Source organism: Saccharophagus degradans 2-40, from assembly GCF_000013665.1.
Taxonomy (GTDB): domain Bacteria; phylum Pseudomonadota; class Gammaproteobacteria; order Pseudomonadales; family Cellvibrionaceae; genus Saccharophagus; species Saccharophagus degradans.
On record NC_007912.1, the window covers coordinates 3,684,341 to 3,708,963 of the forward strand.

Annotated in this window: 18 protein-coding genes; 7 read left to right on the forward strand and 11 right to left on the reverse strand. The window is 45.2% G+C overall.

The genetic code is table 11. The annotated features are described in order from the left end of the window. Positions 1-132: 132 nt before the first annotated feature. From SDE_RS21455 to SDE_RS15230, 6 genes are all read right to left on the reverse strand, one after another. The gene (locus tag SDE_RS21455; RefSeq protein WP_011469380.1) at positions 133-2,562 is read right to left on the reverse strand and encodes a patatin-like phospholipase family protein; all 2,430 of its coding nucleotides are present in this window, start codon (positions 2,560-2,562) and stop codon (positions 133-135) included. A gap of 11 nt (positions 2,563-2,573) precedes the next feature. After that, positions 2,574-3,881, reverse strand: coding sequence for a dicarboxylate/amino acid:cation symporter (locus SDE_RS15210; RefSeq protein WP_011469381.1), 1,308 nt, complete (start codon positions 3,879-3,881; stop codon positions 2,574-2,576). After that, positions 3,874-4,905, reverse strand: coding sequence for a substrate-binding periplasmic protein (locus SDE_RS15215; protein WP_011469382.1), 1,032 nt, complete (start codon positions 4,903-4,905; stop codon positions 3,874-3,876). The genes SDE_RS15210 and SDE_RS15215 overlap by 8 nt, the downstream gene beginning before the upstream one ends. After that, entirely contained in the window at positions 4,905-7,805 is a 2,901-nt protein-coding gene (locus SDE_RS21460; RefSeq protein WP_011469383.1) for a hypothetical protein, read from the reverse strand. The genes SDE_RS15215 and SDE_RS21460 overlap by 1 nt, the downstream gene beginning before the upstream one ends. A gap of 433 nt (positions 7,806-8,238) precedes the next feature. Beyond that, positions 8,239-10,083 (reverse strand): sensor histidine kinase, encoded by a 1,845-nt coding sequence (locus tag SDE_RS15225; protein ID WP_011469384.1) that lies wholly within the window; start codon positions 10,081-10,083, stop codon positions 8,239-8,241. Between the two features lie 96 nt (positions 10,084-10,179). After that, positions 10,180-11,451, reverse strand: coding sequence for an ABC transporter substrate-binding protein (locus SDE_RS15230; RefSeq protein ID WP_011469385.1), 1,272 nt, complete (start codon positions 11,449-11,451; stop codon positions 10,180-10,182). A gap of 228 nt (positions 11,452-11,679) precedes the next feature. On the opposite strand from SDE_RS15230, the gene SDE_RS15235 reads away from it, so the two are divergent. Next, positions 11,680-12,216: a DUF6942 family protein gene (locus tag SDE_RS15235; protein ID WP_011469386.1), complete on the forward strand. Its 537-nt coding sequence runs from the start codon at positions 11,680-11,682 to the stop codon at positions 12,214-12,216. A gap of 5 nt (positions 12,217-12,221) precedes the next feature. On the opposite strand, the gene SDE_RS15240 is transcribed toward SDE_RS15235, so the two are convergent. From SDE_RS15240 to SDE_RS15250, 3 genes are read right to left on the reverse strand one after another with little or no spacing between them, the layout of a single operon-like run. Then, positions 12,222-13,343, reverse strand: coding sequence for a GNAT family N-acetyltransferase/peptidase C39 family protein (locus SDE_RS15240; protein ID WP_011469387.1), 1,122 nt, complete (start codon positions 13,341-13,343; stop codon positions 12,222-12,224). Between the two features lie 3 nt (positions 13,344-13,346). Beyond that, positions 13,347-14,807 (reverse strand): RimK family protein, encoded by a 1,461-nt coding sequence (locus SDE_RS15245; RefSeq protein ID WP_011469388.1) that lies wholly within the window; start codon positions 14,805-14,807, stop codon positions 13,347-13,349. Continuing rightward, on the reverse strand, positions 14,800-15,939 hold the full coding sequence (locus SDE_RS15250) for a hypothetical protein (RefSeq protein ID WP_011469389.1): 1,140 nt from the start codon (positions 15,937-15,939) through the stop codon (positions 14,800-14,802). Before SDE_RS15250 ends, SDE_RS15245 begins: the two co-directional genes overlap by 8 nt. A gap of 351 nt (positions 15,940-16,290) precedes the next feature. Here SDE_RS15250 and SDE_RS15255 point away from each other — a divergent pair, with 351 nt between their 5' ends. Next, positions 16,291-17,034, forward strand: coding sequence for a sulfite exporter TauE/SafE family protein (locus tag SDE_RS15255; protein WP_011469390.1), 744 nt, complete (start codon positions 16,291-16,293; stop codon positions 17,032-17,034). Here the strand turns inward: SDE_RS15255 and SDE_RS15260 are convergent. After that, positions 17,029-19,368 (reverse strand): hybrid sensor histidine kinase/response regulator, encoded by a 2,340-nt coding sequence (locus tag SDE_RS15260; RefSeq protein ID WP_011469391.1) that lies wholly within the window; start codon positions 19,366-19,368, stop codon positions 17,029-17,031. The two genes, SDE_RS15255 and SDE_RS15260, sit on opposite strands and share 6 nt — an antisense overlap. 182 nt (positions 19,369-19,550) lie before the next feature. Here SDE_RS15260 and SDE_RS21985 point away from each other — a divergent pair, with 182 nt between their 5' ends. Beyond that, entirely contained in the window at positions 19,551-19,856 is a 306-nt protein-coding gene (locus SDE_RS21985) for a GIY-YIG nuclease family protein (RefSeq protein WP_143710904.1), read from the forward strand. Here SDE_RS21985 and SDE_RS15265 read toward each other — a convergent pair. After that, positions 19,810-20,496 (reverse strand): 2OG-Fe(II) oxygenase, encoded by a 687-nt coding sequence (locus SDE_RS15265; protein WP_226986435.1) that lies wholly within the window; start codon positions 20,494-20,496, stop codon positions 19,810-19,812. The genes SDE_RS21985 and SDE_RS15265 overlap by 47 nt on opposite strands. Before the next feature lie 124 nt (positions 20,497-20,620). On the opposite strand from SDE_RS15265, the gene SDE_RS15270 reads away from it, so the two are divergent. The 4 genes from SDE_RS15270 to SDE_RS15285 all read left to right on the forward strand — a co-directional run bounded on the left by SDE_RS15270 (position 20,621) and on the right by SDE_RS15285 (position 24,563). Further along, positions 20,621-21,358, forward strand: coding sequence for a tRNA-uridine aminocarboxypropyltransferase (locus SDE_RS15270; RefSeq protein WP_011469394.1), 738 nt, complete (start codon positions 20,621-20,623; stop codon positions 21,356-21,358). Positions 21,359-21,490: 132 nt separating this feature from the next. Continuing rightward, complete coding sequence (locus SDE_RS15275; protein ID WP_011469395.1) at positions 21,491-22,738, forward strand: GAF domain-containing sensor histidine kinase; 1,248 nt, start codon at positions 21,491-21,493, stop codon at positions 22,736-22,738. A gap of 140 nt (positions 22,739-22,878) precedes the next feature. Further along, on the forward strand, positions 22,879-23,805 hold the full coding sequence (locus SDE_RS15280) for an ABC transporter ATP-binding protein (RefSeq protein ID WP_011469396.1): 927 nt from the start codon (positions 22,879-22,881) through the stop codon (positions 23,803-23,805). Then, positions 23,802-24,563: an ABC transporter permease gene (locus SDE_RS15285; protein WP_011469397.1), complete on the forward strand. Its 762-nt coding sequence runs from the start codon at positions 23,802-23,804 to the stop codon at positions 24,561-24,563. Before SDE_RS15280 ends, SDE_RS15285 begins: the two co-directional genes overlap by 4 nt. Positions 24,564-24,623 lie beyond the last annotated feature (60 nt).

The following is a 24,623-nucleotide window of genomic DNA, read 5'->3' on the forward strand; positions in this document are numbered from 1 at the left end:
TGTAATAATAGTTTAGCCGTCTGTCGACGGCTAAACATATTAATTATACGTTCGAGGGGTTTAAGCGGCGTTTTATTCGCGAATAATTGCAACTTGACGTGAAATGCCACGCCAAATAAATCGTATACGCTATTAACTTGCTAAGATTTTTTCAATTTCCTCCGTTGCGCACCCACCAACATGATGGCCTAATGCGCGATACACCTCGAATTGCGTCTCATCAAAAAATTGATCACTAGTACTTTGGTGTGGAAACGCAGGGTTTTGCCCACGATAAAAATGAATGTATTCGGCCTCGCTACCGGTAAAAGACAATTTGATATAAATAATTCGGCCTGTCTCACCATTCGGATAAACAATATCCCCCACAGCGTAATTACGTGCAGACACACCATCGACGGGCTTGATTCCGCTTAGATCTATATTCAAACAAATACCCAAATCAATTTCAGCGTAACGCTGCAAGGTAATTAAGCCAAAAAACGTGAAGTTTGGGTCCGCTTCTGCATCGATACAAATAATAGTTTTGCATTGCCTGCGCAATAATTCATACACGGCCAGATTTTCAATGTGGCCACCATCCGAACAGTTAACGTAAGGCTTGTACTCGTTTACCGTTGCCAGCGCTTCGCTCATCAAATAAGAAAGCCCTAGTGGCCAGCGGGTAAATGGTTTGCCAGCTTCTACGTCGCGCACTTTAGCAGGATGCGGCAGCCAGTAATTCAAACGTACATTCAGTAACGTAAGTAAAAAAGAAAGTGATTTTTTACCTACGGTACCCATATTGGGCGACGCAGCGGCTGCAGAAATAGCCATAGCGGTGGCTAAATTAAAATGCGGATCAATTTTTTCTAAAGCGTGTGTTTTACAGTAGCCCGTTAAATCGCTGCCACAATGGCGTTTACTTAGTATAAAGGGCACTGTTTTACGTGACCGCAACTGGGGGTTACTACTGCCCTGTAAGTTAAGCGCCGTATTCACTATATGGTAGGGTGCCGCGCTTTCACACCCGTTTAACTCGCTCATCTTCAAGGTATCAACCGTTTGAAGTTCGTCGTTCTTAGGGCTAATTAAAAACGTACGGCTTAATCTATCGCGATAAAATGGGTGCAAAGAGAAGCGATTAACATTCATAAAAAACCAGTTATAAATCTGAATGGCCACACCCAATAAATATAACCACCACTCCGCGTTACCCTTAAATAAGCGCAGCTCTTCAAACACCAACATTTCATCATTAGTGACAAAAACATTGGTTTTAGACAAAGTTAAAATGTGATTTTTATTGCTAGTAAACAGCCCTTCAAAGAAGTGTGATGGAGGCTCTTTATCTACCTTGTGGGTAAACACAATTTCATCTGCGCTGGACGCTGTGACTTCGTAATCGCAAAATTTTAAGTGCTTCTGGGTAAATACGCTATCTAGCGAGCAATCCATGCCTGTTAAATCAATTTTTTCATCCCCATTGTTTTTCTTTGCACAAAAAGCACTGTGCGCCAAATTCATATCTTGCGCTGAATAGCCTTGCAGCAAATCATTAGATATAGAGCACTCACCACTTACACTATTCGCATTTGGCAGTTCGGTGCGCTGCACAAAAGGCGAATCGATTGCATGTACGCACAGGAATATATACAGCGCAAATAAACTTAAAGGGGCAGCGACACTAGCGATAACCACCACCACCTTACCTCGAAGTTTAATAATACCGTAAATTATTAAACCCAATAGCAGCACACTAAACACACTTACATGGGGAATGTGATCGGCTACCAATTCTACAAGCCTTTGCTTCAAGGATGAGGCATTCATTGCAACCACGTTACGCAACACCATAAGTAAGGGAATTGCGATGATAGATGCTACCGCAAGCAAGGTTGTGCATATCAACCAGCCATCCCATTTATCGCGCTTAACCCAGTTTAGCCGGCTCATAATTATCGGTCGCAATGTAAGCATCACCACCAATGGTGTTACGCCAAGAATAGGAATACCCCATTGCATGGCGGTGCTAAAACGGCCGGTAACCTCAAAAAACACTTCGGTTATAAATACAGCAAGAATAACAATAGGTAAAAATGTCATTAAACTGCGCAAAACGCCTTCAATAAAAAGTACGGGGATGCGCAAACCACTGCCAATGCCTTCCGAGTTCAAATACTCGCTGTAGTTGCGAATATGATTCAACGCTTCTGGCTCGGCGCCGTCTATTCTATCTGTGAGTAATTTTTCGCTACCCGGTTTATCTTTAGTGAGGGCACTAATACACGACCCGGTATAGCCACCGCCAGACACAGTGGAAAGGTAGTCTATTTTGCTAAACAAGCCCTTACATATTAGCTGCTGAATAACCCCCAAACTAAATGACGCCGAACGAATACCTCCCCCAGAACAGGCAAGCCCGACCAAATCATTTTTTATGGTGGGCTTGGGGTCTAGCGCTCTATCGTCAGGCGAGGCCCCGTCTGCACGCGCCGCATTCAACCGGCGTTTACTTATCTCTTCAAACTCCGCGGCGAGCACCTCTGCGGTGAACTGTTTATTTTCATCTAATTTTGACATAGCTTATCTCGCTAGTTAGGTGCTGTAATTGCAGCAGACGCGGTAGCTTCACATTGCTCATCTGACTTTACAGTTTCGTTTTTTGATAACACTGCCGCAGTGGCACAATTACTGTGCACGTTAACGGTAGTAAGAATAGGGTCAACAATAGGATCAATAGCCGCCAGCAGTGCCACGCCAATAGCCACAGGCAAATTGAGCGGCTCAAATACAATTACCAACATACCTAGGGCAGCAATACCCGGTGCGCCGGCAGCGGCAACCGCGGCGAACATACCGGCAACAATAACAATAAATATTTCGTACAGGCCGAAATCTAAATTAAAGATTTGTGAGACAAAAACCACTGCCAATACAAAATGCACCACATTGCCCTGCGGATTTAAATTAATACCTAAAGGTAAGATGAGATCTGACTTGGTAGGATTAAGCGAGAAACCATTACGCAAGCTGCTCAATGCACTGGGGATAGCCGCATAACTACTAGAAGAAACAAAAGATATAAGCAGCGGCCCCTTTAAGCGCTTGAAGCTTTCTATAATTGATACCCCCGTTGAGCGCGCAATGACTAAGGTATAAAAAACCATAAGCAGCAATGCAATGACATATACGCAAGCCACCAGTTTGAGCATAGAAGTTAAAATACCTGGTCCAACCTGCGCCACCTGCCCCGCGATAATAAGCACCAGCCCGACTGGTAACGCGTACATAATCCAACCAACAATTTTTAACAACGCCTCGTAAGCACCGGTAGCGGCCTTAATTGCAATGTCGCCACCTTGCTCACTACACTTACCAAGTGCCGCACCAAGTAAAATACTAAACAGCAGTAAACTTAAATTTTTCCCTTGTGTGGCGGCTTCAAATACGTTGGATGGAATAATGTCTCGCACAAATTCGATAATTTTATGGTCATCACCCAAAGAACCCGTAACAGCACTTTCAAACCGTGTTACTTCTGCACCAAGAATCTCTGCACTACTTGCTTCTAGCCCCTTGCCTGGCCCCACTAATAAACCAATTGTAAGTGTAATAACGGCAACCAACATCATACCGCCTACAAAAACAATGCCTATTCGCATTACATAGGCATTACCTATTTTGCGAATAAACAGGGAACCAATACCACTCACAATCGCGCCAATCATTAGCGGTAGAATGCACATTTCGAGTAGTGCTAAATATATTTCACCTAGTCGACCTAACTCCATTGCAAGAGGTTTATTTAACCACCCTATTGTGCCCCCCAACGCCACGGCCCCTAATATAGCCAGCGGGTGAGATAAGAACCGGCCTAGCATGGGCAACGCCTTATTCATATAAACCTCCGCTTAACCCACACTTTTGTTTAAGCGCAGTTAACTCGCCATCCATTTTAATTTCTCGTAAAAATAGGTTTACCCAATTCAATAGCGAAGAGTCATTGTAATTGGTGGCTATGCTTATGTTATCTGGGCGTTGAAGGTTTACCATTTTTAGAAACAGCCCTGCTTTTTTATTGTCGTTTAACAACTGTATTATTTGCATGTTATCGGCATATATGGCAAACACCTCGTCGCCTTTGATTAACGCATCCATAGCAACAAGTAAATCATCATAGCGGCGAATGTTGTGGCCTTTGAATAAATCGTCAGCAAACTCTGCATACGAAGAACCACCCTCTACAGCAATAGTAAGGGCTGGAACACTTTTTTTATTCGACTTAATGCGAGGCATGCCTGCGACAATCGCAGCCTGCGTTAAATCTAACTTTTCCATCGCCAAGCGGTTTACTAATAGAGTTTGGCTCAACTCTAAATATGGGTCACTAAACGCTACGTATTGCGCACGACGCAGAGTACTACTTAATGTAGAGACAGCTAGATCTGCGTCCCCCCAGCTGATCAAGTCGACAACATGGTCATATTTATGTTGCGATAAATCGATAATGAGGTTCGTATCCAGTTTTTCGGCGAGCAGGTAAGCCACTTCAACATCGAAACCACATACTTTTCCATCGTAGATTTTGGCGGCGCTGCCGGCGTTACATACCGAACATTGGTCGCCGTGAGATTTCACTAAAAAAGGTGCCACCCCGATTACACCAGCAGAATTTGCTGTGGCATTATGCAAGCTTTTCATTGCTACTCGCACGCTGCCTTGTTGAGCTATTCTAGCCATTGCCGGCGCGCGCAGCCCGCCTTTAGCCGCAGCGGCAAATGCGCCCCTATCAGAGGGCTCATTCGTGCCTGTATCGCTATTTGCACTCACCATACTGCAACAACTACTAGCAAGTACCGCCAGAATAAATTGGTTGCTTTTAAAACGCGCAAACTTCAACCAAGCGCCGCCTAACATATTCATTAGTAAAACATCCATATTGTCGCAATTAGCAAGGTAAGCGTTATAAACGGGAAGTAACACAGTCGCGCGATGTAATTGTCGTTATTGCGAATAAACGCCGGTGTTTTTTCGCTGGTTATTGCCAGTGAATTGGCCGACACAATAAGAATAATGAAGTACATACAGAAGTAGAATATTTCCAAATAGATTATGCCAAACGCATTTAAGGTTTCGCGTAAGTGCACGTGGGACACAATCAAAACAAAATACAAGGCCGCACAATATGACAGCACATTGGCAGAACTAAACCCTTTAAGCTCTATATCACCCGCTTTTACTGTGGTGATAAGCAACACTGCAAATACAAGTAAACACACCACTACAATAGGTAACATATCAGCAATAAAAGGATCAACAAACAGGCGAGCCAAGCCAACATTAAAATACAATTCTGGGATAGCGTTATTACCACTACCTACCGTATCTAGCGCTGTATTGTAATTATTTTTTTTGTAGCTAAAGTGGCTGCTAACCAATTGCCAGCCATCGAGCACAATATCCTCTTCCACTCCCGGTGTATCGCTAGGCCTTACCGACGAGTAAGCAGAAAATTCTGGCATCAACACCGTGTTTTCATGAAGATCATTAGGCCAAATGCGTATCCACACATCTTCACGGTCGAACGGATATTTTCGATAATCAAAAGTTTGTCTTAACGTAGTTGCAAACTGCCAACGCACATGAATATTGCCACGGCTATCAACCTTTGAAATGGGGTTACTAAACTCTACCGATTCAGCTTCGGGGAATACCGGTGTTAGCGAACTTACGTCCTGACCTGCAAAGCTATCGGGGAATCGAGTCCAAATATAGCCTGTCATGGTAACGTTGTTGGCGCTATTAAAATCGAGTGATTGCACGAATACGCGCATACCTAATCGGTGGCGCTGTGCGCTGTATTCGCTGCCATCCTCATTAAAAATAGAAAGATATGCTAATGCATCTTCATTAGAAAACACGGGCACAAAATCTTCTGGTGGCACGATACTTGTTAAATCTTTGGGGCACAGTTTTTTCAGCCCGTTAGCATTTTCTATAGTTTTACTGCCGCCATACGAAGCGAGCTTATAGCATGCCGCTCTTAGTCCTAAATTGTCCATTTCGTTTTGACTGCTGTTTGTTGCTAGAGCGGAATCAGCACCGTACACATAAACTACTCGCCAAGTTAAACCAAGCGCGACAATCGCCAACACCGATACTGCCGCAGCGTACCAATTTAAACGGCGCTGATTTAAGCCAAACAAACGCAAAATTAAAAATAGTAAGCAACAAACAAGTACAAAACTCGCAATAATAAGCTGTAAAAAATCATGTCGCAGCTGCCAGTTGTCTTGCTCAAAATCGCTAGGATCTACGATAACAATTAGCTGAATATAACTTTCCTGTGACGCGCCGTCTAATATGTCGCCCGCTTTCGATACGGGTGCTTGCCGTGCAGGAGAGACTATTTTAGATGCCCCAACATAAAGCTTCGAATAGCTTTTATTGGCTTGACTGTAATCACTTGCTGAATCTGCGACATTCATAAACCCACAATATTGACGATGGGTTAACCCCTCACAGTCGTCCAAACAGCACTTAAGATCTGGTGAAGCACCCAGCGTTTGCACTATGGCTTTTAGGCGCTCATCATTAGTATCTGTTACTTGCTGGGTTAAATATGCTTCGACCGGGTGAGACAAGATATTGCCAGCCTTACCAATTAATACAGCGTAGCCCTTTGCCCCTAACGCCAGGTTCGACAATTTATCTCTCGCATCCATTAACGAAATATTGCCATATGCCACACCCAGAGTTTGTTTGGTGGTAGGCTCGATTAAAGGCAAACTATAGTCCGCTAGCCATTTTTTAGCGCTGGCGCCATAGGCTGCTTTCTTCCAGCCTCGCGTTTTTAGGCCTTCACAGTACCAACTCGTTTTACCACTGCAATCAGGTTCTATTTTTGTATGGTCGTAGTAATCTTCGTCATTTACTTGATCGTCGTACCGCACCAAGCATATTTTTTTATCGCTTAACTCTAGCTGCGCGCTTCTGGGTTGGTTATTGTTTTGCCACTCTAACGACAGCTTACTCCAATCCACCACATACGCAGTATGCTTGCGCAAGCCACTTAGCCATTGGTTTAGATTTTGCGTTTTGGATTGCCCCACTAGCTTTTTACTTGAGCTTAGCGTCACATAGGTTGCGATAGCCGAATCCAATTCTTTATTGTGGGTAACACGCTCACCCGCGGAGTTAATAAATTCTTTAAATGCAGGGTTAGCGGTATAAATTCCGGTAATTCGCGGTGTTTGCAAATTAATATGATTGGCGAATACATGCCCAGAAGGAAAGACGATATTGTGTTGATAGGAATTGACTAGGTTAGCATTGCTACCAGGCTGTTCTGTTTTCGCGAGAATTTGAGCCGGCCTCTGCCCCCACGCAGCTGAATTATTAGATTGACTAAAGCAGTATCCTGAATTGGATCGCTCGAGGCCTAATGCGAACACCCCATGCTGTGCTCGAACATCTTGAGTAAATGCCACGCCGATTTGGTTGTAAATATCGCTACCGGGAATATCAACATAGCGCAAGAATAATTGATCGGCTAGCGCTTGCTCTGAAACACTAGAGCCGGAATCGATTGCCGCAGAAAAAACATTCAGTGTTTCAGTTTCTAGCTGTTCAACCCCTTGACGCAAAGTTTGAAAAAGCTCTCTTACCTGAGACTCGGCTAAATCCACCTGTTGCTGCGCTATATCTTGGGTATTTTTGTCCACCTGCGCTTGATTGCCAATCAAACTGGAGATTGCGGTACAAATAAAGAAGCCGCTTACTATTACCAATGCGATAACAGTAAGGTTAAGTTTGTTTTTCATTCCAACTGCCCTATGAGGTTCGGTAAAGGCCAAACATTATTATTGTAGTTTTCATGGTCATGTGGGGAGTAGCGCTAAAAGCGGCCGATAACGACCCTAAACCAATTTCCGGTCGACCATGTTAGCAGCGGTATAGTAGACAGTTTTACAATTAATGTCAGCAATCGTAGGGCATTCATTAGTTAACCCGTTAGACGACACCACTTGCACCAATATAGGGCTAACAGCGTATTGGTCGCCGTATTAGTTAAGTTGACGCATGCATAAACATTAATGTCGGGTAGACAGATATAGTTGCTATATAAAGTATTGGGAGAAAAAGTATAGCGAGCTGAAGTGCAGCTAGAAGAAGATAAGTAGGAAAAAGATAAGTAACGAAAAGTTAGGTAAGAAATAGACAGGTAAGAAAAAGATGACCAAAAAATAAGAGAAATTAGCCCTCGTGCACAAGCGGGATAATAAGCGTAAAGCAGCTACCTAAACCTAAAGTGCTTTCTACGCTAACTTGAATACTCAATATTTTACATAAATTGGCCACTATAGCTAAACCTAACCCTGTGCCTTTGCCAACCTGAAATTTGGTTCGATCATCAAATTGCTCAAACCGACTAAAGAGTTTTTTCTGGTCAGCTTCGCTAATACCCACACCAGTATCAGCAATAGTTAACGTAATAGAATCTATACTGTTGCGAGCAATTTTAACCGAAACGCCGCCCGACTCCGTATATTTAATTGCGTTAGACAATAAATTTAGCAGTATTTGACTCAGCCTTACTGAATCAGTTTGTATGATAGGCACTTCCACATATTCGTAATCTATACGCAATGATTTTTCTTCGGCCGCTAGGCTAATTTGGCCCATAATATCGGCACACAATTGCGGCAGCTCTACTGAAGCGATATGTAAATCTAGTTTATTGGCCTCTATTTTACTTAGATCGAGAATATCGTTAATCATGGCAAGTAAATGTCTGCCGTTTCGCTCTATTACCTCCATTGCATTCACTTGCTGATTTTGAAGTTGATCTTTCTTTTTTAGCAGCCGAACAGTAAACCCTATAATTGCATTTAGTGGGGTGCGCAATTCATGCGACATGTTCGCCAAAAAGTCTGTTTTTACACTCAAGGCCCGTTCAGCCCGTAACTTTTCCTCTTGAAGATACTCGTTTAACAGCGTTTGCTCTTTTACCATTTGTTCTGTTTTAACCAGCAGTGCCTCGGTTTGATCGTTTTTGCTGCGAAAAACATTGGCCGCGCGGGCTAACAAGCCAATTTCATCTTTTCTATTAATATCGGGTATGTGCACACTACGCGTGCCTTCTGCAAGACTTTCAAACACCGACGTCAATCGCCCCAATGGTGCTGAAATGCGAAAATAGAATGCCGCCACAACCAAAAAGACAAGTATTACGCCAGCAATGGTTAGGTAATTGCGTAAATCTTCTTGTTTTCGTAGCAACTGGTCGGCATTCAAGCGTGCATCACGTGCGACCTGCTGATGAAAATTAAGCAATGTATCTGCCTGATAGATAATCTCATTCGCAGACCCAGTCATTACAACATTTATTAAGTACACGTAATGACGTGTAAGAGAAACTATTCGAGTAAAGTTTTTATCGTGATTGCTTAACCGTTCACTTATATCTCTGCCTTTATCGCTGTATTTTTCTAGCGTTTCCATGGCGACCGAATAATGCTTTTTATATTTATCGATATGACTTAGATCTAATGACACCAAGTAACCTAGTGATTCCAGATGGGCTGCCATATACTGTGTTTCAAACTTAAACTCATCTGCATCACTCATCCACGATAAGTCAAACGTCCCCACCAATGCATTTCCACCAGTATTGACATGACGACCGATAAGCCCCATGCGCTCTTGACGCATTTTTCGGACCAGCTCAAAATTTTCTTTGTAAGACTCTACATGATTAATGGTGGCGTTTATTTGATCGGTATGCTCGCGCAGAGCGTAAACATATTTTAATGACTCTATATTTTTCAATATGGAATGATATAGCTCGCCAATATTATCGGCCGCTAAAGGGCTGGAGTTTTTTTTAAAAATAAGTACATTGCGCTGTAAGTCTACCGTGTCGCGCCCCACTTCATTTAGCACATTTGAAACCTGTTCGGCTTCAATTACTTGGCGAAGTTGACGATCAAATAAAGAGTGAGAAAGAGAGAAAAAATATAACGCAAGAAACAATGGAGCAATAAGCAAAACCCCAGACACGACAAACTGCGCTTTAATTGAAAAAAAATTAATCCGCATAAAGGGATGCGCGCTTAAGGGTGAAAATTTGACTTACCATGTAACAACTATAATCCCTAACATTAAAATTCGGCTAATATTAAAAATCAGCGAGTATTAGCTACTAATAAATTCATACCACTTACGTAAACTGTAATCATAGGTAGGCATAACGGTATTCCATACCGCTACATTACTTAAGCGCTTTATGTAGGCGCCGCCGGTTCTAACATCCCCCGCCTTCACCGACACTAAACCATCTGTCCCTTTTAGCACTTCGGTAGCCTCTTTGCCGTCGTACCAATAATCCCATTCACTTTTCGATAATAAATTTGCCGACCGCTGGGGGTTAGATATGTAATACCCTTGGCGTGCAATAAAGGCACCTGGCCAACCAGACAGCCACCAATTCATATAATCGTATGCGGCATCTTTAACATGCCCTGTAGTTGCCGACGACAAACACATTACACCGTGCCAGCCGCGATACCCCTCTTTTGGCGCAGCATAGGTAACCGGCACCCCCAAACCATTGAGGGCCGATACCGCAGGGGAAAACATACTTCCGATAACCACCCGCTCGTTTTTCATAAAACTGACCGATTCGGGTACGGACGTCCAAAAGCCACTAAAATGGCCATCTTTGCGTAGATCACGCAAAATGGTAAACAGCTTGTCCAGCTCGCTCTCCGTAATAGAGCCAATATCGGCAAATGTCATTGCACCAGAAGCCTGCGCCGCAAGTGCCATGTCAAACAGGCCGATGGTAGGCGCGTTGACTACCCCCACTTTACCTCTGTATGCGCTGTCAAATAACCAAGCCCAGCTCTCCGTTACGTAGGGTTCGCCTTTGGGAATAACATCCGTGTTGTATCCAAAAGAATCTACATTGTGCACATACGGTAAGAAACTGGCTTGTTTTGAGCTATTTGCCCCCAAACTACCATCTGGTTGCACATGAAGTATTTTATAGGGCGCATCACCCGCCCCCAGTTTTGCATTTTCAGATAGCTTGCCCGTTTTGGTGAGGTTATTGATCTCACCCCAAGCGCTAATACGGTCTATATCAATCGGCTGAATGGCATCCGACTGCCAAAGAATATTAATGCTGTTCGACCACTGCTCGTATAAGTCGAAGCTCGCTGGCATAAGAGATGCCTTTTGCAATACCGCCGCACTGCCTTTTGCTTCGAAAACAATATTTATACCTAGGTCTTTCATCGCCTGTTCGCGAATAGGCTCCTGCAGGGTGACATGGGTACCTAAAACCCGCAAAGTTGGCGTTTTTTTCGCGAATACATAGGGGGCTTTGCCCGCAACCACACCCGCACCAGTAAGGGTGAGCGCTTTATTTAGAAGCGACCGGCGGCTAATGACAGGTTTGGTCATGTGGTATATTCCATTGAGAGATTGGGCCGAGATAAGAATCTACCTAAAAAGTGTAGTCGCCAATTAAGGGGCAGGCCAATTCTTAGCGGTAATAGTCTGGTTTGGCAGCGATTTGCACCGCTATAAAGCATAATTCTCGCGCAATATACGCGGTCAGCGGTTATTCGTGGTATAGAATGCCACTTCACAAGCAGTATGCAGCCAAGTTTAAACGAGCCCCCTTAGACAATGACAATCGCACCCATAGGCTTTGGCGGTAAAGGCTTCAACATAGCCATATATATAGCCAATCGACCACCGATAGATAGCTACCCACAGCTCAACACATTGCACGGTTTAGCTGCAGGTGAGCTTGCCCATATTACTGCCAATTGCAGCAATCACTGGCGCAAGGTTTTTAATGTTTACGCAAAGTTTTTGCTTGCGCTCGATAACACTATCGAAACAGATTGCGCATTATTTATGAGGCGCGAGATTACCCGCTGGCAGGATTATAGAGATAAGAATTTACTGCAAAGCCACAGCCGTGAAGCGCTGCTGTTTAGCCCGCCAGATTTAGCAAATACAAATGCTATTCATATTATTGCGGGTAAAACCTACGCCAACGATTTTAATTTAAACATTGAACTGACATGGCTCGACAATTATTTTGCTATAAACAAACAATACAACCTTATTGTGAGCCCATACTTAGATTACCGCCAACTGTCCAATGCGCGCATTGAACAGCTGGCGAATTTAGTTAAGCTGTGTTTGAGCAGATAAAAACGTTACACTAACCGCTTAATCGCCACAGCTGTGCGCAACTTATCTCTGCCAAAGGTTTGCATTTTTATAAAATCATCGCGCGCAATAGGGATATGCTGGCAGTCAAACGACACCTGTATTTTTTCATCTAAATCTGGGTCGTGTACGTACAGGCACATATCATCAATGGCCGTTACCGTTACCCAGTGGGGTGCTTTTCTGCCATCTAACCGATAGGTGCTTATAAGCACAATCACTGCGTAATTATTTTGTAGCCAATGCTCAATATGACTAAGGCTTAATTCGCAATATTCAACAATCACACCTTCGGCTTGCGCTTTATTTTTGAATTGCTCGTCCACCAACGTCATTACACTTTTTTTGTGTTCGGTACGCACGCCCTCTATAAACAGTGGTGCTTGCGTATTAACAAACGCCGTTGCTTGATACCCACGGCGCTGCGCCGCCAATGCCAAACCAATCGGGTGGCAACCGCCGTGCCCCGAGGTCATAAATATTGTGGTGGCTTCGCGCCAAATGTCTAACTCTTGCTCGTGACTTAACTCGCACTGTGCATCTAAACACCCCATAGCCATAAGCAGCGATGCTGGGCCACAGGTGAACTCGGTGTTTTGCCTAAACCAAGGTACATCGTGGTAACCCACCACTAACTCTGGCGACACACTGCCTACGGTGCGAATGCGTTTTTGCATGCGCAATGCATCGGAGTGATCTTCGTAATAATCGCTGTATTCACCAAATATGCGGTAGCCCGCAGATTGGTATAGCGCTATGGCTCCGGCATTATTTTCCGCCACTTCCAAGCGCATAAATAATCGCCCTACTTGCGCTGCACGCACTTCTAGCTCGGCAAGTATTTTTTTAGCTACACCCTGCCCACGCGCGCGGTCATCTATTGCAATAGAGTACAAGCGCGCAAGCCGTGTGCCTTGGTGCAACAACACTAAACCATACCCCAGCAACATGTGATTATCGCGAGCGACAATAAAAATTCCATTATCGGCTTCTAACCAGTGTTTAAACCGGCGCTTGGATAATCTATCGCCGCTAAAGCAGGCCTGCTCTAATTGCACTAGCGCAGCTAGGTCGTCCTTCTGCGCTGTACGAAGGGTAATGTCGCTCATAAATTAGCGGCCGCGCTGCTCCAAGCGTTGTTGGAACTCCGCCATAATGAGCATATACAATTCTTTGCCGAGGTACGCATCTTCTACCTTGTGATCGATACTGGGGTTATCGTTCACTTCGATTACGTACACTTTGTTATCTTTTTGTTTTATATCTACACCGTATAAGCCTTTGCCAATTATATTGGAGGCTTTAATGGCGGCATCGAGCACGGCCTTTGGCACTTCGAACGTTGGCAAGGTTTCGAAACCACCCGATACAAATCGCTTGGCGCCGTGGTTATAAATTTGCCAGTGGTTGCGCGCCATATGGTACCTACAAGCATAAATGGCTCGGCCATTTAATACGCCTATACGCCAATCGAAATCGGTGTAGAGGTACTCTTGCACAAGCACTAAAGCAGACTCTGCAAAAATACTTTCTAAGTTTGTTTTTAACTCGGCCCGATTCTCTACTTTATACACGCCCTTAGAGAACGCCCCTTCTGGCATTTTTAATACCATAGGGTAAGCAAATTCCTGCTCGAGTTTATCGAGCTGTTCATCGTCGCAGCTAATAACAATATGTGTTTTAGGGCTAGGCACTTTTTGGTAGCTAAACGCATCGTGTAAAAACACTTTGTTACAACAGCGCAAAATAGAAATAGGGTCATCAATGACAACTAAGCCAGCTTGTTGTGCTTTGCGAGCCAAGCGATAGGTGTGATGATCTATCGCCGTTGTTTCGCGAATAAACAACGCATCGTAGTGGGATACGTTCTCTAATTGTTGCTTGTTTACCGCTTCGGCATATATACCAAATTTGGCCGCCGCTTTTATAAAGCGCGCAATTGCCTCTGGGTCGCTTGGCGGCGATGGCTCGTCGGGGTTTACCAATATGGCCAAATCCCAACGCTGGGTTTTCTTGTGCGCTGGGTTGCGCCACACCAACTGTGTAAACGTACTCAATTGGTTAAAAAAGAAAGTTTTATCGTGCTCGTTTAAATTGGCATAGGGTACGCGCTCTACTTTTACGCACACGCCAGTTTCTTCGCGCCACAATTTAACGCGCAATATAGGGGATGGATACTGCTCAAAAATTTTGCGCGCTAGCTTTTTATATTGCGCGTGCTCGCCAAAACCAAAGCAAACCAATAGCTCTAACGCAGGTTCGTTTAGCTCTAAGTTTATTTGGTTAAGCTCGCGCCCCCAGTACAACGCTTTACTGGTGGAGGTAGAGGCATCTCGCAGCTCGTTAATAGTGCTAACACTGGGCAACGATTTGTGCTGGCGCGCTTCTGCTAACAGCGAGCAATAGTAACCTTTACTTAAATATTGCTCTGTATCGCACAGGTTGAGTATGCGCGTTTTTGGCTCGTTAAGTTTGGGGTAATCTTGCAAATATTGATTAAAGCTAATGACCTCGGCATCACCGGCATCGAACAGTAGCGTATCGTTATCAACAACTATTAGGGTTTTATACATTCGACGACTCTTTTAATAATTTTTCATCAATATTTTGATCAGCTAACAACGCTAACATATAAATAAATGCCGATACGGACTCTAACGGCGCCGACTCAGACAAAGTGTGATAGCCGGAAGTAGGTATCTGCAAAGTTGTGCCATCGACCAAACCTTTTGAAGCAGAAATAATGCGCCCCATTTCTGTCGAGCCCAGCGAAGCCGGTGGCTCGTTGCGGCTGGCCAACTCGGCATTTTTTGCTTCTACGTATTCATCTTTAAACTGCACACTAATATCGTTGGCAGCACACAACTTAGCTAATTTTTGAGTTAGCGCATTGTTAAATTTCGCGTTGGCGTCTTTATTGCGCAGCACTAGCTCCTGCTTTTGAGCTGTAGCAAAATCGGGGTACGGGCTGGTATCTACCACAACCAATTGGTTGGTAGAGCCACCAAAGCGACGAAACCACTCTAACAGGTAGCGCCAACTTTTGCCGGCCTCTTCCTGTGCGGTAAAAAATGCGGTGCCCTGAAAACCAATTTCAAACATATACACCAGTACAGCAACGGTTAAAACGTTATCCATTTGGCCGATTAATGCTTGTTCTGTAACTTTTAAATTATCTTTAAAAGCCACTGGTGTGCCCGCCACCAAATGCTCCATACCTTCTAATTCAAAAATTAGGTTGTTGCGGTATTCGCAAATATAAGCATTTTTAATTTTGCCCTTACCGCGATAAGCGCCCGACCAAGGTTCGTAAGCGTAAACCTGCTCGTTGGGGAAGCGATCTACCACTTTGCGCATAAGCTGCTCATCGACAGAATTACCCAGCAAATCGGAACGAGCGCCCGCCACAAATGCTGCGTATTGGAATTCGTTAGGGCCGGTGCACACTAAACCGTGGCGATCGGAGTGCGCAGATAGCATCAAGCTATCTGGCTCGCTGCCTTGCGCAACCAGCAAGCCTTCGTACCACGTTACTTTCGCGCCGCGCTCTTCTAGCTCACGCTGTAATACACGAAAAAAAGAATGCTCAGCACCCACTACGCTAGGGCTGCGCACGAGAATAGAAAGCAAGTTGATAAATGTTGCGGGCAAACCGGTTTTAGAGTCGGCGACCAGTGCAGATAAAGCGTCTTTAATATGAGCCATTAGGCAATATTCCTGTGTAATTGACGCCTTGAGATATGCTGCGAAACACGGAGGAGAACGCACCAACCTTGGGGCTGTAGAAAAAGTGCTATATATACCTAGCATAGCGCGATAGCAAGAATTATTAGAGCTTAGCCCAATATAATTACGACTATTTTAATCAGTGAGTTTTTAACGCTAAATTACAGGTGTTATTAGGGTGTTTTACACCCCCACAAACAGCCATAATGTGCAGGAGCTCCCCCACCCATCGCTCACTTAAAACTGTTAAACTACGCGCACATTAATCAGGTCGCGTCGCAACACCTGAGTTTACGCCCAGTTTTTTCACTCCACTCCAAATCGGTTCACATGACTATTTTTGATTTACCCGCCTCCGCATGGCTTTTACTCACTTCCGCTGCATTTTTAATTGGTATGGCTAAGACAGGTGTACATGGTGCCGGCATGGCTGCAGTACCGCTTTTAGCACTGGCATTTGGCGGCAAAGCATCGTCGGGCATCGCCCTGCCCATGCTAATCATGGCTGACATATTTGCTGTGGCCTACTACCACCGCCACGCCAACTGGGGGTTGCTGTTAAAGCTTTTCCCTTGGGCCGCAGGCGGTGTAATTATTGGTACCGCCATGGGTACATTTATTGACGACCAGCAGTTCCGCTTTTTAATGGGCATTATTATTTTTATAAGCCTAGGCATTATGCTGTGGATGGAGCGCGGCAATAAAGAGCGCGTGCCAAACTCTTTGGCATTTACCGCCTCGATGGGTTTGCTGGGCGGCTTTACTACTATGGTGGGTAATTTAGCAGGCCCAGTAATGGCTCTGTACCTGCTTAGCTCTCGCCTGCCCAAAAATGAATATATTGGCACCGCTGCTTGGTTTTTTATGGTGGTAAATGTATTTAAGGTGCCATTCCACATTTGGGGCTGGCACACCATTACCACAGAGTCGTTTTTGCTTAACCTCTCTACCCTACCGCTAATTGCTGTTGGGGCCCTGTGCGGCATATGGATAGTTAAGCGTATTGCCGAGCGGTTTTATCGCATATTTGTTATTGCCACTACCGCTGTGGCGGCAGTGCTTATGGTTTTATAGGTCGTCTAAGGTGGTGTAGTTACCGAACTGATCTTGCACAATAAAATCGACAATATCGCCAATTTCTTTTAGCTGGAATGGTTTACTCACCGCAAAGGCAAAACCAGATTTAACCAAATCGTTATTGTGCGAGTTTATATTTGCGCTTATTGCGCAGGTGTAGGGCAGATACTGTGGGTATTTCTCTTTTAGGTTTTCTAGCAGCTCTAGTCCGTCCATTATTGGCATTTGTATATCTACAAATAATATGTCGGGCACGACGCTTTTAAGAATATTTAACGCTTCTAAGCCATCTGGGGCTTGCATAGTGCGCACGCCAACGCGCTCGAGCACTTTTGCCAATATATCGCGGTTAATTGATACGTCGTCGACAATGAGTGCGGTTAATTCAAATTTGGAGTAATCGGCAGAGCCATCGTTAACCGCTCGCTTGGCTGGCGCTAAATCGGGGTTGGGGCCATTCAGCGGAATATCCACCTCAAATATAGAGCCAAGTGCAGAGGTATCTTTTAAACCTACGGTGCCGCCCATTAACTCTACAAGCTTTTGAATAATCGCCAACCCTAAGCCTGTACCGCCCTGCTCAAACCCCGCTTGCCCTTGATAAAAAGGCGTAAACAGCTTTTGTTGGTTTTCTGGGGTGATGCCTGGGCCAGTATCAATAATGGTTAAAATTAGATGGTCGTTCTCGATGGCAGCCTCGAGGTGCACCCTACCGTGTTCGGTAAACTTAACGGAATTACCCAATAGGTTAAACGCAATTTGATTGAGCTTGGCTCGGTCTACACAGGCGATATATTCTTCGGGGATATCTATCTCAGAGGACCAGTCGAGCTTCTTCTGTTGGCAGCGAACGCTAAATACCTTGTCTAGGGATTCGATCATATCCCGCACATAAACGTTTTCGTAATACAGGATCATGCCGCCAGATTCTATTTTGGTTATATCCAACACATCGTTGAGCAGCGACAACAGGTGCTTACCGGCACCCTCAATAGCTTTTAGCGTATCTTGATGGCTATCGGGTATATCGGCATCGGAAGTAAGTATTTGTGCGTAGCCCAAAATAGCATTCATGGGGGTACGAATCTCGTGCGACATAGTGGCCAAGAACGTGGTCTTCGCTTTGTTGGCTTGATCCAGCTCGTCGGTATAGCGGTTTATTTGGTGATATACGATGTTAAGCGCATCCACTACCGCACTAAATTCGTTTTTCTGGTCGTACTCTATGGGCTTAATAGTAATGCGATCGTCGTCGCTTGTCTGAATACTATCGCGAATAATTTTAGTCACACTATGGAAGGGCTTAAGCAGCAACTCTAGCGCTATCAACATACACGCAATAAAAAATACAATCATCACAATGCCGTTTAGCATTATCGAATGCATAGCTTCGTCAATTTCTAAGTAGAACTCCGCCTGAGGGATGAGCACGCCATACACTAAACCTGTGGCGCTTTTCAAAAAATAGAGTTCATACACCTCGCCGTTCACGCTCACATTACTGCTTACGTTGAGCGCGCCTTTTTCAAGATAATCAATATTTAATTGCTGCATCCACGGCAACTGCTCATAGCGTGTCATTACCGACTTGGGTAGCAGACTATTAGAAAGAATAAAGTCGCTTTGCGAGTCGATGATAAACGACTCAGCATTACTGGTTATATGGTTTGCTTCCGTAAACTGGGTCATTTCCTTTAGCGACCAATCCACAGTAGCTAAACCTATAATGGCGCCCGCTTGGGAGTACATTAAGCTGTCTACTGTCATCATTAGCTCTTTCGAGCCGGCTTCGTCCCAATAGGGAGCCGTCCAGTAGCTGCGGCGCTCTCGCGTCTGATCTCGCGGCCATGTGGTGGGCAATGCGGTTAAGTACCACTCCTGCGAGGGGTAGTTGTATTCATCTGAGTTTAAATCCCAAGTAAACTCAACCTCCCTTTTTGCATTCCAAAAAACATAGGGGCCAAATAACCTGCGCTGGGGGTCAAATTGGTATGGCTCGTACCACAAACCACCGCCAATCGATTCCGGAAACTGGGTAAACACGCTTTTTAAGTAATTTTGAATCGCTGTATCTAGTGCAGTTGGCGCTTGCTGCTGCGCCATGGTGTGCATAAGCGTACCCACCTCTGCCAGCTCAATGGCTTTACGCTCCATTAAATCTGTAAGGGCATTTATACGGTGATAGTTATCTTTAACAGTTGCGCGAATCTGGCGCTCGCGAATATCCACCAGCGCATCACGGCTAGTATCGTGCGAATAGATGAGCAACAAGCCGTAACCAGCCAGCTCGAGCAAAAACACTGCCAGCAGGATACGTGTTTTAATATTCATTAACGATTGCACTTATCCAGTAAATTGGGTTGGACAGCTTTGCGCCATCCTAGCATGACTTAAGTCTAGCTAATGTAGCGCAGCTTGCCATGTGTTGTGGCCCATAACCAATTTCGGCAAAAGAATTGCTATCTTTGCTTAGCTTGGTAAGCTGCCAATTCAGCTAAATGACAAGACACACTATGAAATCTCCAACACACTGGCAGGTTTATATACTGCAGTGCGCAGATGGCAGCTACTACACAGGGGTGACGGTAGATATAGCTAGGCGGGTTCACGAGCACAATCACGCCAAGCTAGGCGCAAAGTACACCCGCGCGCGGCGCCCCGTTAAAGTGGTATACAGCGAAGCATGTATAGATAGATCGGCCGCCTGCAAGCGCGAGGCGGCTATTAAAAAACTGCCCCGCAGCGCCAAAGTAGCCCTTATTGCCAGCCAATCTAACGAGGTGGGTCCACCCTGCCAGCATGGGACGAGTTCATCCTAAACCAACAAGCAATGGAATAGCGGTCGGCTTTAGCAGGCAGTACTTCATGTGGGAACTCTTCGCTTAGAAAGGTAACCAAGGTAGCAAAGCGCGGCGCTACTTTCACGCTGCTGCCATCTTCAAGGTAAATAACCAACTCGCCGCCATCCTCATCGCGCCATTGAGGGTTTAGGTACACCACCATCGACAACACCCGGTTGGCCTCGCCTTTAAAGGCATCCACATGCTTTTTATAAAAGCCCCCTGGCGGGTAGTGGGCAAAATGGCTTTCAAAGGAAAACAACCCCAGCAATAGCTGCCTATTAAGCGCCACCTTTAAGCTGTCGGCCCACGCAAGCCACTCTGCTCCTGCGGCAGATTCTGCCGTTATCCAACTAATGCTATCTTTGCGTACACTGCGATCAACCGCATGGGATTGCTGCCGGCCAATGCCCGCAGGGCGAAGCTGCTCTCTTTTCGCTTGCTGGTATAGGGCGTGCGCCAAGGATGCAGGCACGGCTTCGGCATTAATACTATACCCTTGCACGCGCAACTGCATGGCTATGTCGTCCAGTAGTGTTTGCTGCTTATTAAGTGGTAAGGCTTCTATGGGAGGAATCACTCTAAAAGAAGGCGGAATCGCCAAAGCCGCTATTATCAATACACAGAGCGTTGCGGCAAGTATTTTTTAACGCTGTAGATTAAATAAATTAGTAATAATTACGGCGTCAAACAGGTGGTGTTTGGTAGTATGCCTTCAATCACAGTTAGCAGTCTAATTTACAATGTCTCACAACCCATTTTTCGCCCTCTACGAACAGCGCCTAGCCATCGCCACACGCGAGTTTAACGCACGGGGTAAATCCCTTATTCGTTGCCCGCGCTGCTGGCTTGCTGAGAATACCTGTATCTGTGCGTGGCGGCCCTGCTCTACCAGTAATATTGAATTTGTTTTACTGATGCACTCAGACGAAATATTCAAACCCACCAATACAGGGCGCCTAATTGCCGATTTACTACCCCAGCAAACCCATGCCTATTGCTGGCATAGGAAATCCCCAAGCCCAGACCTACTGCAACTGTTAAACGATCCGAATCGCCGCTGCTTGTTGTTATTCCCCGTCAATGACCACGATTTGGCAGAACGTCCACGCGAGGTATACCACCACCTACCCAGCGACGATAAAATAAACACCCTCGTTTTACTCGACGGCACCTGGAAGCAGAGTGCGCGTATGTTTCATTTAAGCCGCTGGCTTGATAAACACGCCAGCCTTACCCTGCCCGAAGGTTTGGTTAAAAGCTATAGCGTACGCAAATCCGACCGGGCCGAGCGCCTTTCTACCGCCGAGGCTGCTGGGTTGTGCCTTGCCCTGGCAAAGGAGCAACACAACGCGGATTTACTTACCGATTACTTTGATGTGTTTAATCAACACTACCTCGCCACCCGCGGCTGCTACACCCCAATGCAAAGTGAAGCCCATATACGTCTTAGCGAACACATAGCAAAACAAGCCTACTAAATACAGGCGAGCAAGCGCTAAACCATTGGCTATACTTACTCCTAACACCGCGCGGACCACCGCGTGCCAGCGCTAGGCCGCTTAGCCACTACAGGCTGAGGAACTGCGACACATAGGAGTGCCCAACAGGCAATGACCCACTACCCGGAGTTTGTCGAGAACAGAAAATATTTAGAAATGGATAGCTCTGTTCCCGAGCGGGAGCAACTGTGGGCCATGTTAAATAATCTCACGCGCATCCATTTGCTAACCGCAGACAAATTTAATAGTTTTGACAGCCTTATTAGGGAATATTTAATTTCTGGCTGCGAAGTATTTGGCTTAGAAACAGGCATAGTGAGCGAAGTCACCAGCGCAGGTAGCTACATAGTAAAAGATGTAGTAAGCCCCTTAGATGTATTGGAAAAAGGGCAGGAGTTTGCACTAGAAGATACCTACTGCAGAGAAGTAATAAAAAGCCGCACCGTGCTCGGGTTCCCTGAAGTTGGCAGGCTAGATTACATGAACTGCCACCCCGTATACCAAAACCTTAAGCTCGAAGCCTATTTATCGGCCCCTATATTTGTAGATGGCAACCTGTACGGCACGCTCAACTTTACCTCTACCCAGCCCCGCTACAAGGGCTTTTCTAGTCACGAGCGCGATTTAATAACGCTTATGGCGAATGCAATTGGCAATTTTATTTTACTGCGCCAAAAAGAAGCCAAATTAGTCAACCTAAATAAACGCATTAAAAAGTTTGCAGCCTATGTTGCCCACGATTTGCGCAACCCCATAGGTAGCATTATTGGCCTCGCACAAATGGGCACAAAGCCCACTACAACAGACAAAAGGCGTATAAGCATTCTGGAAAAAATTCTCCCCACGGCCACCACTGCCCTAGAATTTGTAAACTCACTACTGGAAAATGCAGCGCTAAGCAGCGGCAAAATAAGCCCCAAGCTCACCACCAACAACCCTGCAACACTGTTACAAAGCGCCGCAACCAAGGTAACGGCACTACTTAAAGAGTCATGCAATACGGTGGAATACAGCCATACCCACACCAACTTGGTTAGCTGCGATAGCGACCGCATTCAACAGGCGCTGGTTAACCTTTTAACCAATGCAGCCAAGTACTCACCAGAAAATACGCCCATTCAAATTGCAACCTATGACACGAACGATACAACAACTTTTGAAATCAAAAACACCATTGCAGTAATACACACGCAAAACGCCAACGAACAGCACAGCACATCTGTTTATGGCTCTACGGGTTTTGGTTTAGATATTGTAAATGAGATTCTTGACGTGCACGGCAGCACACTAACAATTCAAAATGACGGTAAAGTCTACACTGCACTATTTGACCTACAAGCCGCAACTTCGCATAAGTAACACTGAGCCCAACAAAAAATTACATCTAATCACAACCGTTTGCGCTTGCAACTCGTCCTTTGCTGTTTATGATGTGACTGGCTCCACGCCATTCCAATCACCGGTTTGCCTTATACTCACCGCTTTTACAAGGATTGAACATGCACCCTGTTATATCCGTCGCCGGCTTAACCAAAGCATACCCCTCTGGGTTTCAAGCGTTAGCTGGTGTTGACCTATCTATTAATCAAAGTGAAATATTCGCCCTACTTGGCCCCAACGGCGCAGGTAAAACCACATTAATAAGTATTATTTGTGGCATTGTTAACCCCAGTGACGGCAGTGTAAAAGTAAACGGTCACGACATTATTAAAGATTACCGCGCCGCGCGCAGCCAAATTGGCTTAGTGCCCCAAGAGCTAGCGGTAAGTATGTTTGAAACCGTATGGGCTACGGTTAAATTCTCGCGCGGCTTGTACGGCAAACCCGCGAACGACGCATGGCTTGAAAAAATACTGCGCGATTTATCTTTATGGGATAAAAAAGACAACAAAATTATGGCGTTATCGGGTGGCATGAAGCGCCGCGTACTTATCGCCAAGGCCTTAGCCCACGAACCCAAAATTCTATTTTTAGACGAACCCACCGCTGGGGTGGACGTAGAGCTGCGCCAAGAAATGTGGCAAATGATTCGCGAGCTGCGCAAAACCGGTGTAACTATTATCCTCACCACCCATTACATTGACGAAGCCGAAGAAATGGCCGATCGCATTGGCGTTATAAGTAAAGGCAAAATTATTCTAGTAGACGAAAAAGACGCGCTAATGAAGAAGCTGGGCAAAAAACAACTTAGCCTGCAACTACAGGAAGCATTACCTGAAATTCCAGCAGTGCTTTCACATTACAGCCTATCGCTTTCGAACGACGGTCTAACTCTAACCTTTAGCTTCGATAGCCAACAGGAAGGCAACCCTATTCCCTCCTTTTTAAAATCGCTTGCCGAGCAAGGCATAGAATTTAAAGACCTGCAAACCCAGCAAAGTTCGTTAGAGGATATTTTTGTAAGCCTAGTGGGAGGTGCCAAATGAACATTCACGCAATAAAAGCCATTTACCTATTCGAAATGGCACGCACGGCCCGCACACTTATGCAAAGTATTGCCTCGCCAGTATTATCTACCTCGCTTTACTTTATTGTTTTTGGTTCGGCGATTGGTTCTAAAATGGTAGAAATCGATGGCATAGATTACGGCGCCTTTATTGTACCGGGTTTGATTATGCTTTCGCTGTTATCCGAAAGTATTTCTAACTCTGCGTTTGGCATTCATATGCCGCGCTTTACTGGCGCTATTTACGAAATACTTGCAGCCCCCATTTCTGCATTAGAAATAGTTATTGGTTTTGTCGGGGCCGCGGCCACTAAATCGGTTATTTTGGGCATTATTATTTTGGCCACAGCGCGGCTATTTGTAGATTTTTCCATTGAACACCCGTTTTGGATGCTGGCGTTTTTAATCCTCACCTCGGTAACCTTTAGTCTATTTGGTTTTATTGTAGGCATTTGGGCCGATGGGTTCGAAAAACTGCAAATAATTCCAATGATGGTTATCACACCACTAACCTTTTTAGGCGGCACGTTTTATTCAATAAACATGCTACCGCCCTTTTGGCAAACCGTTACACTCTTTAACCCTGTAGTGTACTTAGTGAGTGGGTTTAGGTGGGCGTTTTACGAATCGTCAGATGTATCTGTAGGTATAAGTATTGCCATGATTCTAATCTTTATGACCCTATGCCTAACAGCAATCTACTGGATATTCCGCACTGGCTACAAACTCAAAGTTTGATTCAAGCGCTAATTGCTAAGCGCTAATCTCTAGCTTTTAATCACCAGTTTAAATCGTTAG